Below are 14,728 nucleotides of genomic sequence, written 5' to 3'. Positions count from 1 at the left end.
CCTATAAGATGTATTTAATATACATTTTATAGGTGCCCGCAGGCAATGGCATTATGGCAAAAAAAACGCTCCCGAAGGAGCGTTCTGTTAGCGACCGAAGAGGTCACGTTTTTTCGGTTTAAAGGGCTGGGCAATCAGCACCAATACAGCAACGACCAGATAGGCGGCAAAAATCCCCAACAGCCACTGCGGCATCTCCAGGGTTAAAAATGACCACTGACGCTCAGCGCAGTCACCGGAAGCCATAAATACCTGCGGCAGCCATTTATCCAGCGGTAACCAACTCGGGAAGCGCGCGGCAAAATCACAGGTCATGAACGGTGACGGGTGAAGCTGAATCATCGTGTGTTCATACGCTAACTGAAGGCCGCGCCAGGCGCTGTAAATCCAGATAATCATCGCCACGTAGCGCAGCGGCGTTTTCGGGGCAATTGCGCCCACCAGACCAGCACCCATCACGCCAAATAATGCGCTACGTTCGTATATACACAACACGCAAGGTTTAAGCAGCATGACATGCTGGAACCACAAGGCAACAAGTTCCAACGCCAGGGCGGTGAGCGCCAGCAATAACCATGCTCCACGCCCACGGGAGCACTGGTTTAAAAATCGCAACATAATAATTTCCCTGCAACATGCGTAGAGACCGCAGTTTAAACCAATTCAATTTATGCGCCACTAGCGGCAATTGAAATATTGTGTAATCGGATAATTATCATGCAAAAAGTCAAACCGGGCAGTGATTTACCCGGTTTATTGTTATGAAAGTGTAGCTAACCAGCCTGTTTGCGTCATCCATTCGGTCACGGGGACCAGCGTGAACTCTACGCACAACAGACCTACCAGCGTCAGGACGATCGTATACGGCAATGCCATCCACACCATACGGCCGTAGGAAAGACGAATCAGTGGTGCCAGTGCGGAGGTCAGCAGGAACAAGAATGCCGCCTGACCATTTGGCGTAGCCACGGAAGGCAGGTTGGTTCCGGTATTGATCGCCACCGCTAACAGTTCATATTGATTCAGGCTAATCGTCCCGTGCTCCAGCGCCGCTTTCGCTTCGTTGATGTAAATTGTGCCAACAAAGACGTTGTCTGAAATTGACGACAACAGGCCGTTGAAAAGATAGAACAGGGTCAGCTGTGCATGTTCAGAAGACTGCAAGACAAACTGAATAATCGGTGCAAAAAGCTGCTGATCGATAATCACCGCAACCACGGAGAAAAATACGGTAAGCAGCGCGGTGAAGGGCAGCGATTCGGTGAAGGCTTTACCAATAGCGTGTTCGTCAGTGACACCGGTTAACGAAGTCGCCAAAATAATCACCGACAAACCAATTAATCCGACTTCTGCCAGATGCAGCGCGAGGGCAACGACCAGCCATACGCCGATAACAGCCTGAATAATCAGCTTGATTTTATCCTGGCGGGTACGTTGTTGACGGCTTTCATCGTCAAACTGTTGCAGAACGCCACGGACAGCTTCCGGTAATGTTTCACCGTAGCCAAACCAACGTAACTTTTCAACCAGCAGGCAGGTGAGCAGACCGCAAATCAACACCGGAACGGTGACCGGCGACATGCGCAGGAAAAAATCACCAAAATGCCAGCCAGCCGCTTTGGCGATAATCAGGTTCTGCGGTTCGCCAACCATGGTCATCACACCGCCTAACGCGGTGCCGACTCCCGCGTGCATCATCAGGCTGCGCAGAAAACCACGGAACTGCTCAAGTACGGCTTTATTGTGCTGGTCGATATGGCTGTCATCCAGCAAATTGTTATCTTCCGGACGGGAAGAGGCGACGCGATGGTAGATGCCGTAAAAACCGACCGCCACGCTGATCACGACTGCGACCACGGTCAATGCGTCGAGGAACGCAGAAAGGAAGGCAGCGGCAACACAAAAGGCCAGCGACAGCAGCATCTTGGAGCGAATACTGAGCAGCAGTCGGGTAAAAATAAACAGCAGCAGTTGCTTCATAAAGTAGATGCCCGCCACCATAAACATCAGCAGCAAGAGCACTTCAAGGTTGGCGGCAACTTCTTCACGAACATGAGTGGCGCTGGTCATGCCGATGACGACAGCTTCGATGGCTAACAGCCCGCCTGGCAGCAGTGGATAACACTTAAGCGCCATTGCCAGCGTAAAAATGAATTCGGCCACCAGCAACCAACCCGCGATAAAGGGATTGATGAAAAAAATAAGCGGGTTAATGATTAAGAAGACGAGCAGTGCAAGTTTATACCAGTCCGGCGACTGGCCTAAAAAATTGCGCCACATAGCGCGGCCCCATGATAGCTCCATGGCAGTTTCCCTTACCTGTAAAAATGAAATCATGTTTTTATGTTTGACCGCAAAGCTTAGCGGCACGAGTGAACGCAGGCAAGCTCTTCACGTGGCTTATCGTATCGGCTGCGTATCAGCGTTATCTGGAAAATGAAGCCTTGATCCACTTTTTCTTCGTTGCGTCAGCTATCAGCTAAGAAACCCGTCTGGTATGATGTGTGTAACTATGTTTTGCTGTGTAATGGAATTATCACTATGGTCATTAAGGCGCAAAGCCCTGCTGGGTTCGCGGAAGAGTACATCATTGAGAGTATCTGGAATAACCGCTTCCCACCTGGCACTATTTTGCCCGCTGAACGTGAACTCTCCGAACTTATTGGAGTAACACGTACCACGTTACGCGAAGTATTGCAGCGTCTGGCGCGGGACGGCTGGTTGACCATTCAACACGGCAAACCGACGAAAGTGAATAACTTCTGGGAAACCTCCGGGCTGAATATCCTGGAAACGTTGGCGCGTCTCGATCACGAAAGCGTTCCGCAGTTGATTGATAATCTGCTGTCTGTGCGTACCAACATCTCGACGATCTTTATTCGCACCGCATTCCGCCAACATCCTGATAAAGCCCAGGACGTTTTGGCAACGGCGAATCAGGTTGCTGACCATGCTGACGCGTTTGCCGATCTGGACTACAACATTTTCCGCGGTCTGGCATTTGCGTCGGGCAATCCGATTTACGGTTTGATCCTCAACGGCATGAAAGGACTTTATACGCGTATTGGCCGTCATTACTTTGCCAACCCGGAAGCACGCGGCCTGGCGCTGAACTTCTACCGTAAGCTGTCAGAGCTGTGTGAGCAGGGCGCGCATGATTTGGTCTATGAAACGGTGCGCCGCTATGGTCACGACAGTGGTGAGATTTGGCACCGTATGCAGAAGAATTTGCCGGGCGATTTAGCTATTCAGGGACGTTAATCGCGCAATGCCGGATGGTGACGCCAAAGCGTCTTATCCGGCCTACAATGCGTCTACATCGTAGGCCGGATAAGGTGTATTACACCACCTCCGGCAATCAATTTTACAGGCCGTTCATCCTTGGCGGGCAACGCTCCAGCAGTTCAACGCTGCCATCTTCATTTTGCTGCTCCAGCATCACATCAAATCCCCATAGCCGATGAACATGCTTCAACACTTCTTTGCGTCCTTTATCCAACGGCGCGCGGTTATGTGGGATGTAACGCAAGGTCAGTGAACGGTCGCCGCGCAGATCGACATTCCAGATTTGAATATTCGGCTCCAGATTGCTCAGGTTATATTGCGATGACAGTCTGTTACGAATCTCGCGATACCCCTCCTCATTGTGAATCGCTGAAATTTCCAGGTAATTATGGCGGTCATCATCCAGCACCGTGAACAGGCGGAAATCGCGCATCACTTTTGGTGACAGGAACTGGCTGATAAAGCTCTCATCTTTAAAATCACGCATCGCGAAATGCACGGTTTCCAGCCAGTCGGAACCCGCAATATTTGGGAACCAGTATTTGTCCTCCTCGGTGGGCGACTGACAAATACGTTTGATATCCTGGAACATAGCAAAACCCAGCGCATAAGGATTTATCCCGCTATACCATGGACTGTTATACGGTGGCTGGAATACCACGTTGGTATGGCTATGCAGAAACTCCAGCATAAAGCGCTCGGTGACTTTGCCTTCATCATAAAGGTGATTGAGGATGGTGTAGTGCCAGAAGGTTGCCCATCCCTCGTTCATAACCTGAGTCTGTTTCTGGGGATAAAAATACTGGCTTACCTTACGCACAATACGCAGGACCTCTCGCTGCCAGGACTCAAGCAGTGGGGCGTTTTTCTCCATAAAATACAGCAGGTTTTCCTGCGGCTCAGAAGGATAACGCCGTGCGGTAGAGATCGTCTTCTCTTCCTCTTTCTTCGGCAACGTACGCCACAGCATATTCACCTGGCTTTGCAGATACTCTTCACGGCTTTTCTGCCGGGCCTTCTCTTCCTGTAGTGAGATTTTTTGCGGGCGTTTATAACGGTCAACGCCGTAATTCATCAGCGCATGGCAGGAGTCGAGGAGTTTCTCAACTTCATCAACACCGTAACGCTCTTCACACTGGGTAATGTAGTTTCGCGCAAAGATCAGGTAATCGACGATGGAGCTGGCGTCTGTCCAACTGCGGAACAGGTAGTTATTCTTGAAGAAAGAGTTATGTCCATAGCAGGCATGCGCCATGACCAGTGCCTGCATGGTGATGGTGTTCTCTTCCATCAGGTACGCGATACACGGGTTGGAGTTAATAACAATCTCATAGGCCAGTCCTTGCTGACCATGTTTGTACAAGCGTTCGGTTTCAATAAACTTTTTACCAAACGACCAGTGCGGATAGTTGATTGGCATCCCTACGCTGGAATAGGCGTCCATCATTTGTTCAGAAGTGATCACCTCGATTTGGTGCGGGTAGGTATCCAGTTTGTAGAGTTTCGCCACGCGGTCTATCTCTGCCAGATAGACATCCAGCAGATCAAACGTCCAGTCGGGTCCATCGCTTAACCGTGTGCTGTCCTTGTTCATGGAATCAATCGTAGCCATTCGCGCACCCTCATTGTTGGCGGCACTCTCTGTTTGGAGTACCTCATTTCAAGCATAGATCATGGTGTTAAAAAGCGTGCTGCAGGAGAAATTTTTTCTTTGCGATTTCACGTTAGCGAAGCGTCGAAAAACGTCGAGGTAACAAAATTTTATGCTGGATAAAATTTACGCGCAGCAGGAGATGCCAAAGCAGAGACTTCCCTGCAATCACTGCTATGTGTGAGATACATCACCATAAAAAAGCCATATGTTGAATAATATTTTCAACTGAGTTATCAAGATGTAATTAGAAGATTGTTCTTTTACTGTTAACGGAGTGGCTATGCGAGTTGTCATACTGGGAAGTGGCGTCGTTGGCGTGACCAGCGCCTGGTATTTAAGTCAGGCTGGACACGATGTCACCGTCATCGATCGTGAGCCGGGTCCGGCACTGGAAACCAGTGCGGCGAATGCCGGGCAAATCTCTCCTGGTTATGCCGCGCCGTGGGCGGCGCCAGGCGTACCGCTAAAAGCGATTAAATGGATGTTTCAGCGGCACGCGCCGTTGGCTGTACGCCTCGACGGAACGCAGTTCCAACTGAAGTGGATGTGGCAAATGCTGCGCAACTGCGACACCAGCCACTACATGGAAAACAAAGGGCGCATGGTGCGTCTGGCGGAATACAGCCGTGATTGTCTGAAGGCGCTGCGAGCCACAACGGGGATCGAGTATGAGGGTCGTCAGGGCGGTACGTTACAACTGTTTAGAACCGCTCAACAGTATGAGAACGCCACGCGTGATATTGCCGTGCTGGAAGATGCCGGTGTGCCGTACCAACTTCTGGAGGCAAATCGTCTGGCGGAAGTCGAACCTGCGCTGGCAGAGGTCGCGCACAAACTGACTGGGGGATTACGGTTGCCGAATGACGAAACCGGTGACTGTCAGCTGTTTACCCAGCGTCTGGCGAAAATGGCCGAGCAGGCGGGGGTAAAATTCCGTTTTAACACCCCCGTCGATAAGCTACTCAGCGAAGGCGAGCAAATCTATGGTGTCCAGTGTGGCGACGAAGTTATCAAAGCCGATGCCTATGTTATGGCCTTTGGCTCGTATTCCACAGCGATGCTCAAAGGAATCGTTGATATTCCGGTGTATCCGCTCAAAGGCTACTCATTAACCATACCGGTGGCAGAAGATGATGGTGCGCCGGTTTCCACTATTCTTGATGAAACCTACAAAATCGCTATTACCCGTTTTGATGAGCGAATTCGTGTTGGCGGTATGGCAGAAATTGTTGGTTTTAATACCGAGCTACTACAACCACGTCGTGAGACGCTGGAGATGGTGGTGCGCGATCTCTTTCCGCGCGGCGGTCATGTTGAACAAGCCACCTTCTGGACCGGGCTGCGTCCGATGACGCCAGACGGAACGCCAGTGGTGGGGCGTACCCGCTTTAAGAATCTGCTGCTCAATACGGGGCATGGCACACTGGGCTGGACGATGGCATGTGGATCGGGTCAGTTGCTGAGCGATATTCTCTCTGGTCGCACGCCAGCCATACCTTATGACGATCTGAGCGTGGCGCGTTACAGTCCGGGATTTACCCCGTCTCGCCCGCGGCATTTACATGGCGTACATAACTAATAAGGACGCGAGATGACCCGCCCGATACTGGCCAGCATTGACCTGCAGGCGTTGAAACAAAATCTGACCATTACGCGTCAGGCTGCGCCGGACTCCCGCGTCTGGTCGGTCGTAAAAGCCAATGCCTACGGACACGGTATAGAACGCGTCTGGACGGCACTGGGAACGACCGATGGTTTCGCTATGCTCAATCTCGAGGAGGCGATCACCCTGCGGGAGCGGGGATGGAAAGGACCGATTTTAATGCTGGAGGGGTTTTTCCATGCCGAAGACCTGACGGTGTATGACACATATCGTCTGACCACCTGTGTCCACAGTAACTGGCAGCTCAAAGCGTTGCAAAATGCCCGGCTGAACGCGCCGCTGGATATTTACCTGAAAGTGAATAGCGGCATGAACCGGCTGGGTTTCTTACCAGAGCGAGTAGCGACCGTCTGGCAACAGTTGCGGGCAATGCCTAACGTGGGTGAGATGACGCTAATGTCGCATTTTGCTGATGCTGAACATCCGGATGGCATCAAGGACGCGATGGCGCGTATTGCGCAGGCAACGGAAGGACTGGAGTGTAGACGTTCGCTGTCGAATTCTGCTGCGACGCTGTGGCACCCACAAGCGCATTATGACTGGGTTCGTCCGGGCATTATTCTGTACGGCGCGTCGCCGTCGGGACAATGGCGGGACATTGCCAACACCGGACTTAAGCCAGTGATGACGCTGAGCAGTGAGATTATCGGTGTGCAAACGCTGAAAGCAGGCGACCGGGTTGGTTACGGTGGCCGTTACACTGCCAGCGGTGATCAGCGCATTGGAATTGTGGCAACAGGCTATGCCGATGGTTATCCGCGCCATGCTCCGAGTGGGACACCTGTCCTGGTGGACGGTGTACGTACCGGGACGGTCGGCACGGTATCCATGGATATGCTGGCGGTTGACCTGACACCATGTCCACAGGCGGGGATAGGAACGCCTGTGGAACTGTGGGGCAAAGAGATTAAAATCGACGATGTGGCGACAGCGGCGGGCACGGTGGGCTATGAATTAATGTGCTCTCTGGCGCTGCGCGTACCGGTAGTGACGGTGTAACTTTTGTAGAGTTGCCTGACGGCGCGCAGCTTTCAGGCCTACAGAAGCAGTACATTTGTAGGCCGGGTAAGGCGCAGCCGTCACCCGGCCAAAACAACTGCGTTATTCATCCTCATCTTCTGCCACGCGGACACCCACTTTCAGCACGGCATTATCTTCTTTCTCGGCTACCGTCCAGATCATACCGGCAAATTCCACCTGGTCACCGACAACCGGTGCAGCACCCAACAGTTGCTGAACAATTTCACCCAGCGTTTGCTGCTTATCACGATACTCGGTGCCATCTTCCAGACCATAAATCAGTGCCACATCGGCATATTTCGCGCTGGCTTCGAGAATAAAATCACCAAAGAAACGCTGGTCTAACGACACCGGCGGTGACTGACTGAACAGCTTGCCTAAGGCGGGCAGGTCGCGTTCGCGACCAATGACGCACAGCACATCGCCTTCACGCAGGCGGGTACTGCCTGATGGGTGAAACAGCACGTTGTCACGAAACAGTGCGGCAATACGCGTTTCCTCTGGCATATGCAAGTCACGCAATGCGGCCCCTACGCACCATTTATCGGCACTCAACTGGTAAACGAACTGCTCCCAGGGATTATCCGGGTGAATATCGAGACCAATACGTGAAACTGGCCAGCCAACAGGAGGTACCACGACTTTGGCTTTTTTAGCGGCCCACGACAGCGACGTCCCCTGGAACAGCAGCGAGATCAGTACCACAAAGAATGCGACGTTAAAGAACAAACGCGCATTTTCCAGACCCGCCATCATCGGGAAGACGGCAAGGATGATGGGTACCGCACCGCGTAAGCCAACCCAGCTAATGAAAATGCGCTCACGCAGATTGAAACCACGAAATGGCAGCAATCCGGCGAACACCGACAACGGACGCGCGAAGAAAATCATCCAGGCAGACAAAATCAACGCCGGAATCGCGATCGGCAACAGGTCGGATGGCGTCACCAGCAATCCCAGCACCAGGAACATGGCAATTTGCGCCAGCCAGGCCAGACCGTCAAAGTTTTGCAGAATACCGAAGCGGTTGCGGATCGGGCGATTTCCCAGCAGGAAGCCACACAGATAAACCGCCAGAATGCCGCTGCCTTCAAGTGCGGTAGTCAGGGCAAAAATCAGGATCCCGCCGCTTAAGGCCAGCAGCGGATACAGCCCGGCAGGCAGTGAAATACGATTAATCATCTGCTGGAGCAGGTATCCACCGCCGAGGCCGATAGCGATACCTAAGCCAAACTGCTGGATAATATGCACGGCGAACATCCAGCTTAAACCGGTCTCGTGGTTCTGGATCATTTCGATAAGCGTAATGGTCAGAAATACGGCCATTGGGTCATTACTACCTGACTCAATTTCCAGCGTCGAGCCCACACGTTCGTTAAGTCCTTTACCGCCGAGCAGGGAAAATACCGCCGCGGCATCGGTTGAGCCGACAATCGCGCCAATCAGCAGTCCTTCGATGAGATCCAGATGAAACAGCCATGCCGCCATCATGCCGGTTAAACCAGAGGTAATCAGCACGCCCACGGTCGCCAACGATAATGCCGGGCCTAGCGCAACACGAAAGGAGCTGGCCTGAGTGCGCATCCCGCCGTCAAGCAGGATCACGGCCAACGCCAGGTTACTGACCATGTAGGCAAAAGGGTAGTTATCAAAAGGAATGCCGCCAACACCGTCCACGCCCGCTAACATGCCAATAGCGAGGAAAATCACCAGAATCGGGATACCAAGACGTGATGAGAATGAACTTAGCAAGATACTGCAGGTGACGAGAACGGAACCCAAAATAAAAAGGCTAATGATTGCTGCGGCATCCAACGTTCGGTTACTCCTGAATTACGCTGTTTCGTATTAATAAACCCTAACATAATAACGACAGAAACAGCGTTTTACTTAGCCCTGAGGCAGGCTTTTTTTACGATTTAAGTACCGGATGACCGGAGATTGTGAGTTCACTGCCGTTTTTATCATTTTTCAGCACGGCTTTGGCCCCTAAAGGTAAGGTGACGGTGCGTTGTTCATGGCCAAAATCGAGGCCGCTTAACAGTGGAACTGATAATTTGGCACGCAAAAACGCGCAGACTGAATCAAGACTGTAACCGGCATCATAATCATTAGGCGCACTGCCGCTAAAACTGCCGAGAATGATGGCGTTCTGGCGGGCGAGGATCCCAGCATGATAAAGTTGTAGCAGCATGCGCTCGATGCGAAACGGGTGCTCGTTGATGTCTTCCAGCACCAGAATACCGTTCTCAATGGCGGGCATCCACGGCGTCCCCATCAGCGAAATGAGCATCGCCAGATTTCCGCCCCACAGCGTGCCTTCGGTAGCGCAATCCGGGCCATGCCCTTGCCAGTCGAGGGTAAATTCGGCATTGCGCAAAGCCTGCCAAAAATGGTGCTCGGTAAAGGCGTTCATTTCTTCGGCACCGAAGTTAGCCGCCAGCATCGGGCCACTAAACGAGATGACATGACTCTTCGCCAGCAGCCCGCACTGAATGGCCGTAAAATCGCTGTGACCACACAGCAGGAGCGGATTTTGTTGCTGGCGAACGGCCAGCGCCCGCCAGTCAATCTCTGCCAGCAAACGGCTCGCACCGTAGCCGCCGCGCACCGCCATCACAATAGTATCAGGCGTTTTTAGTTCAACGAGTGAATTCACATCCGCCAGACGCTCGGCTTCGGTACCGGCAAAACGCTGACAGCGGCGGGCGATGACGGCAGTGTTATCGACCTGATGACCGGCCTCAGTAAGACGCGCAAGCCCACGTAATGCAGCCTGCTGGTTGATACAGTAGCCCGACGGGGCAATTAAGTGAAACCGGGACATGGCATTTCCTTGCTACAACTAAAACCAAATGTATATCATGCCGCGTAGGTATGTCGTTGTCACCTCAGCGACAGGTTCCGGCTATAAGGATAGATGACGTGAAATTGAGATGGTTTGCTTTTTTGGTTGTAATACTTGCGGGCTGTAGTTCAAAACAGGATTACAAAAATCCGCCATGGAATGCAGAAGTTCCGGTTAAACGCGCGATGCAATGGATGCCTATCAGTGAAAAAGCCGGCGCGGCCTGGGGCGTTAGCCCACAATTGATTACGGCGATTATCGCTATTGAATCAGGGGGTAACCCCAATGCAGTCAGTAAATCTAATGCCATCGGTCTGATGCAGCTTAAAGCCTCCACCTCCGGGCGGGACGTTTATCGCCGCATGGGATGGAGCGGAGAGCCGTCGACCAGTGAGCTGAAAAATCCAGAGCGCAATATCTCCATGGGGGCGGCGTATCTGAGCATTCTTGAAACCGGTCCGCTGGCGGGAATTGAAGACCCACAGGTGATGCAATATGCGCTGGTGGTGTCATACGCGAACGGTGCCGGGGCGCTGCTGCGGACGTTCTCCTCTGACAGGAAAAAAGCCATCAGCAAAATCAACGATCTGAGCGCGGATGAGTTTTTTGAACATGTTGTCGATAACCATCCTGCGCCGCAGGCTCCACGTTATATCTGGAAGCTTCAGCGAGCGCTGGATGCGATGTAACGCGCGTGATATTACTCGCGTACTTTATTCGACTTTTCCCGAGCCTCGCGCTCAAGCGAAAAAATAATCCGCTGTAAATTCCGCTCCACCGCCGGGCCGACGTTGAGAAAACGAAAGCTCAGGCGGGGAGTGGTGATGGTCTCATTTTTCCCGTCGATCACTTTTCGCTCGGTAATCGAGATGAGCTGGGCATCAACGTGGTACACACCCCATTGTTCCATATTCAGTTCAACCTGCGAGAAGCGCATACCTTCAACCAGCCCCTCCGGTGTAGCCCCTTCTAATAGCGCGCCCATGCCGCCAAGAGACAAATCGAATAAGCGAAAATGCAGGATACTGTTGTCCGGCATTTTCGCCTTGCAGTGATAGGGCGGGTGTAACGGTGCACCGATGCGGAAGTATTCCCGGCGCTGGACGAACCACAGCGAAGGTGGCAACGATGAGATAAAGGCTGGCAATCGTTGATACTCGCCTTTTGTCAGTTGCGGGAGGGTAAACTCCACCTTGGCACCCTGCGTTTCGGCGATAATTGAGATCTGGCTGGCGCGTTGCACGGCCTGGTTTTCATATTCCTGACTGCCAAAATCCATGATCAATTCGTCCGGGCTGACAGCTAGAATTTTGCTGATGAACTGACCTCCTGACCAGGAGATACGCAGTGGAACCTGCTGTGAATTTAAGTCCCGGAGTACCCCTAATACTGCGAGCGGGTTTTGCTTCAGGAACTGCTCATTGTAGTTACTCACACCTAATGACTCCTGGATACCTGGCTTATCGTTGGGTTATCGGCATCGCGAGACGGAACTTAATACAAATGGATGAAATTTTTTACCAAAGCCAATGAATTAAGTCTGAGTGCAAACAGCAGGTAGCGATGGCTTGCCTATACTTAACGTGCTGGCGCAGGAGTGTCTTGCGTGTGCGTTCACTGGAAAGAGGGCCTGAAAATGGGAATTATTGCCTGGATTATTTTTGGTCTGATTGCGGGGGTTATCGCCAAGCTGATTATGCCGGGGCGTGATGGCGGCGGGTTTATTCTGACCTGCATTCTCGGTATTGTCGGTGCTGTGGTCGGTGGGTGGCTGGCAACGATGTTTGGTATCGGCGGCGATGTCAGTGGGTTTAATCTCCACAGCTTCCTGGTGGCCGTGGTCGGCGCGATTGTAGTACTGGGTGTTTTCCGACTGGTACGACGAGATTAATCAAACGGCCCCCGAGCAGTAATGCCGTTCAGTTAAGCATGTCTGGTGAACATGTGATTCTTGCTCAGAGTTCCGTTCACCTTAGTTGTGTCATTTCTCTGAAGCGCAGATACCCGTGAACGTGCAAGGGAGGCTCACCGCCGCCTCCCTTGCATCCCAGGCTCCCGGCGGGATTGTAAAGGGCGTGGCGGAGAACGCCCTTTACACGTTCACAGGAGCCGGCGTTTCAGAGAAGCGATGAACATGAGGTGAACGGAACCCTTTCTCTGAGAGTACATATTCATAACTTCTACCCTCACAGGCGATACTTTCTGAAACTGAGGCGTTAACTGAATAGCATTACCCTGAACGGGGCCGTTTCTCTGTATCGCTAAGTCAGAACTGATACTCAACCCCGGCCCAGTAATTGCGACCTTCTTCGATAAACCCTTCGCTGTAGACGTACTGTGTATCAAACAGGTTGTTGACCGAAGCGTTAACGCTAAAGCCATGTCCGAGGGTGTAATCTGCCCGGAGGTGGGTAATGGCGAACCCAGCCGCTTTTTGTGAACCATCAGAATTGCTATAGCTTGAAGAGCGGGCTTCTTCGGACAGCGTAATGCTGAGTGGGTCCCACGGCTTCAGCGTCATCCAGGCGGTTAGCGTTTGTGTTGGCAGATCGGTAATTTTGCCGATGTCGCTGCGTTTAACGTCAGCATGGATAAGGCCGTAGCTCAGCCCCACATCCAGCATGTCAAAGACCTTACCTTTGACGCCTGCATCCAGGCCGGTGTAATCCACCCGACCACTGTTTTGGTTCTGAATCGTGTCGGCATCAATATTGTGGGACAGAATCGCATCGGTAATGCGGTTGTAATACACGCTGGCTTCGAATCCCCAGTTCTGGGTGAGCGAACCGTTCCACGTGAGATCGACGCTACGGGCGCGTTCCGGTTTTAGCTGCGGGTTGACCAGCGCTATCTGGTTATAAGCCGGTTTTGACGTGGTGTAGCGTTCTTTCAGTGTGGGGAAGCGCGTTCTGTCAGAGTAGGAGAGCGCTAATGTGTCAGAATTTTCAAAGTGGTATTTGGTCATTACCTGCCAGTTAAAGGCGGACTGGTTGTTGTCATCATAATGGGTAACACTGCCGTTTTTCTCGTGCTTCATCCCCTCTACGCTGTCACGCCAGTCGTAGCTGATACCTGCCACCACATCGACATTATCCGCAGCCGCCCATTGATATTCACTGGCGACAGACCAGGTACGATCTTCGTAGCGGTCATAAGCGGCATTCGGAGCCCCTTTTTCGCGATGAACATCGTCTTTCCAGTTCACGGCGAAAGAGAGCAGGTCGTTTTCCCGCATATCAGCGGAAAGCTGCAAACCTGCGCCGTCGCTATAGTCAGAATAATGGCTGTAGCTGCCTTTCTTATTTTTCAGATCGGCAAGGGAATTGTACATCATCAGTGTATTTTCAAAGGTGTCGCGATACAGGCGGCTTTTCAATGTAAAGCGATCGCCCAAATGCGTGGTGCCCTGATAGTAATAACTTTCTTTATCATATTGCGGCCATTGCCAATAACGCGATTTCTGGCTGCTGGTTCCGGCATACGGCGGGTTATCTTTTTCGCCGTCCTGATTAATGTAGGTCAGCACATACTCATCATCGCCGCGTGGTGTGAATCCCAGTTTCACGATGCCGCGTTTATCATCGGCTGATGAGTTAATCATCTTGCCATTGCTGCCCGCTACCGGGTTATCAACACCATGAGGTAATCCGAGGAAATCCTGTTTTAGCTGGCTACCACTGAGCTGGATATATCCGAGATCGTTGCTGGCACCGAACGACGCGTGCATATCATGGGCATTGTCTTTGCTCCGGCTCCAGCCCTGACGATACCCCAGAGAGCCCTCAATCGGTTTGGTGGGTTTTTTGGTCGTGATGTTGATAGCACCACCCATCTGGTTCGGCCCCTGTAGCAAAGATGAGTAGCCTTTAGAGACTTCGACAGACGCGATATCGGATGTCAGAAAACGACCTAAATCAAGGTTGCCATCGTAGGGAATGTACACCGGAACACCGTCGAAAAAGACCGGGACCTGACGGCTGTCAAAACCGCGGACTTTCACTTGTTGCTCATTACGGTTACCGGATTTTTGTAGCATGACGCCGGGAACGACACTTAGCGCCTGCGCCACGTTTTGTTTATCCAGTTGCTGCATCGTCTCCTGGCCCAAAACCGTCGTGGTTGCGGCGGAGGCCGGACTAGACCAGACGGTCATGGTTTCGCTTTCCTGCCCAGCAAAAGCACCTTGCGCGAAAGCAAACGACAGGGCTGTGTAAAGACAACTTTTGTTGAAATTCATTATTTATAGTCCATTTATAAA

At 52.1% G+C, this 14,728-nt stretch carries 12 protein-coding genes and 1 pseudogene; 6 read left to right on the top strand and 7 right to left on the bottom strand.

Annotated elements, in window-relative coordinates:
• Nucleotides 1–87: 87 nt before the first annotated feature.
• Both dsbB and nhaB read right to left on the bottom strand, forming a co-directional pair.
• Nucleotides 88–618 (bottom strand): disulfide bond formation protein DsbB, encoded by a 531-nt coding sequence (gene dsbB / locus NNO02_RS20130; protein ID WP_271441516.1) that lies wholly within the window; start codon nt 616–618, stop codon nt 88–90.
• A 141-nt stretch (nt 619–759) separates the two neighbouring features.
• Nucleotides 760–2,304, bottom strand: coding sequence for a Na(+)/H(+) antiporter NhaB (gene nhaB, locus NNO02_RS20125; RefSeq protein WP_271455575.1), 1,545 nt, complete (start codon nt 2,302–2,304; stop codon nt 760–762).
• Nucleotides 2,305–2,541: 237 nt separating this feature from the next.
• Between nhaB and fadR the strand changes: the two genes are divergently transcribed.
• Complete coding sequence (fadR, locus tag NNO02_RS20120; protein WP_005122254.1) at nt 2,542–3,261, top strand: fatty acid metabolism transcriptional regulator FadR; 720 nt, start codon at nt 2,542–2,544, stop codon at nt 3,259–3,261.
• A 103-nt stretch (nt 3,262–3,364) separates the two neighbouring features.
• Here fadR and NNO02_RS20115 read toward each other — a convergent pair whose 3' ends face one another.
• Nucleotides 3,365–4,897 carry a SpoVR family protein gene (locus tag NNO02_RS20115; protein WP_271455574.1) on the bottom strand — a complete coding sequence of 511 codons (1,533 nt, stop codon included), beginning with the start codon at nt 4,895–4,897 and terminating at the stop codon, nt 3,365–3,367.
• A 322-nt stretch (nt 4,898–5,219) separates the two neighbouring features.
• Between NNO02_RS20115 and NNO02_RS20110 the strand changes: the two genes are divergently transcribed.
• The 3 genes and pseudogenes from NNO02_RS20110 to NNO02_RS23905 all read left to right on the top strand — a co-directional run.
• Nucleotides 5,220–6,518 (top strand): D-amino acid dehydrogenase, encoded by a 1,299-nt coding sequence (locus NNO02_RS20110; protein ID WP_271441513.1) that lies wholly within the window; start codon nt 5,220–5,222, stop codon nt 6,516–6,518.
• A 12-nt stretch (nt 6,519–6,530) separates the two neighbouring features.
• Nucleotides 6,531–7,601 carry a catabolic alanine racemase DadX gene (gene dadX / locus NNO02_RS20105; protein ID WP_271455573.1) on the top strand — a complete coding sequence of 357 codons (1,071 nt, stop codon included), beginning with the start codon at nt 6,531–6,533 and terminating at the stop codon, nt 7,599–7,601.
• 15 nt (nt 7,602–7,616) lie between these two features.
• Nucleotides 7,617–7,769, top strand: a pseudogene (locus tag NNO02_RS23905) (hypothetical protein); the annotation flags it as partial.
• Here the strand turns inward: NNO02_RS23905 and NNO02_RS20100 are convergent.
• Complete coding sequence (locus NNO02_RS20100; RefSeq protein WP_271441511.1) at nt 7,704–9,437, bottom strand: potassium/proton antiporter; 1,734 nt, start codon at nt 9,435–9,437, stop codon at nt 7,704–7,706. The pseudogene NNO02_RS23905 and the gene NNO02_RS20100 sit on opposite strands and share 66 nt — an antisense overlap.
• 97 nt (nt 9,438–9,534) lie before the next feature.
• Nucleotides 9,535–10,449, bottom strand: a complete 915-nt coding sequence (gene ldcA / locus NNO02_RS20095) for a muramoyltetrapeptide carboxypeptidase (protein ID WP_271455572.1) — start codon at nt 10,447–10,449, stop codon at nt 9,535–9,537.
• 98 nt (nt 10,450–10,547) lie between these two features.
• Between ldcA and emtA the strand changes: the two genes are divergently transcribed.
• The gene (emtA, locus tag NNO02_RS20090) at nt 10,548–11,159 is read left to right on the top strand and encodes a membrane-bound lytic murein transglycosylase EmtA (protein WP_040232326.1); all 612 of its coding nucleotides are present in this window, start codon (nt 10,548–10,550) and stop codon (nt 11,157–11,159) included.
• A gap of 11 nt (nt 11,160–11,170) precedes the next feature.
• Here emtA and ycgR read toward each other — a convergent pair whose 3' ends face one another.
• Nucleotides 11,171–11,905: a flagellar brake protein YcgR gene (gene ycgR, locus NNO02_RS20085; protein ID WP_271441509.1), complete on the bottom strand. Its 735-nt coding sequence runs from the start codon at nt 11,903–11,905 to the stop codon at nt 11,171–11,173.
• Nucleotides 11,906–12,106: 201 nt separating this feature from the next.
• Between ycgR and NNO02_RS20080 the strand changes: the two genes are divergently transcribed.
• Complete coding sequence (locus tag NNO02_RS20080; RefSeq protein ID WP_048212573.1) at nt 12,107–12,361, top strand: GlsB/YeaQ/YmgE family stress response membrane protein; 255 nt, start codon at nt 12,107–12,109, stop codon at nt 12,359–12,361.
• A 375-nt stretch (nt 12,362–12,736) separates the two neighbouring features.
• Here NNO02_RS20080 and NNO02_RS20075 read toward each other — a convergent pair whose 3' ends face one another.
• Entirely contained in the window at nt 12,737–14,707 is a 1,971-nt protein-coding gene (locus NNO02_RS20075) for a TonB-dependent receptor plug domain-containing protein (protein WP_271455571.1), read from the bottom strand.
• Nucleotides 14,708–14,728: the final 21 nt, after the last annotated feature.

It is taken from the genome of Citrobacter sp. Awk 2, from assembly GCF_028069815.1.
Lineage (GTDB): Bacteria > Pseudomonadota > Gammaproteobacteria > Enterobacterales > Enterobacteriaceae > Citrobacter.
The sequence above is the reverse complement of the archived record's forward strand: the minus strand, read 5'-3'. Positions and strand labels throughout refer to the sequence as shown.

What these genes read in the sequence shown, in the direction of transcription:
- dsbB (WP_271441516.1), bottom strand. Translation starts at nt 618, where the DNA reads ATGTTGCGATTTTTAAACCAGTGCTCCCGTGGGCGTGGAGCATGGTTA.
- nhaB (WP_271455575.1), bottom strand. Translation starts at nt 2,304, where the DNA reads ATGGAGCTATCATGGGGCCGCGCTATGTGGCGCAATTTTTTAGGCCAG.
- fadR (WP_005122254.1), top strand. Translation starts at nt 2,542, where the DNA reads ATGGTCATTAAGGCGCAAAGCCCTGCTGGGTTCGCGGAAGAGTACATC.
- NNO02_RS20115 (WP_271455574.1), bottom strand. Translation starts at nt 4,897, where the DNA reads ATGGCTACGATTGATTCCATGAACAAGGACAGCACACGGTTAAGCGAT.
- NNO02_RS20110 (WP_271441513.1), top strand. Translation starts at nt 5,220, where the DNA reads ATGCGAGTTGTCATACTGGGAAGTGGCGTCGTTGGCGTGACCAGCGCC.
- dadX (WP_271455573.1), top strand. Translation starts at nt 6,531, where the DNA reads ATGACCCGCCCGATACTGGCCAGCATTGACCTGCAGGCGTTGAAACAA.
- ldcA (WP_271455572.1), bottom strand. Translation starts at nt 10,449, where the DNA reads ATGTCCCGGTTTCACTTAATTGCCCCGTCGGGCTACTGTATCAACCAG.
- NNO02_RS20080 (WP_048212573.1), top strand. Translation starts at nt 12,107, where the DNA reads ATGGGAATTATTGCCTGGATTATTTTTGGTCTGATTGCGGGGGTTATC.
- NNO02_RS20075 (WP_271455571.1), bottom strand. Translation starts at nt 14,707, where the DNA reads ATGAATTTCAACAAAAGTTGTCTTTACACAGCCCTGTCGTTTGCTTTC.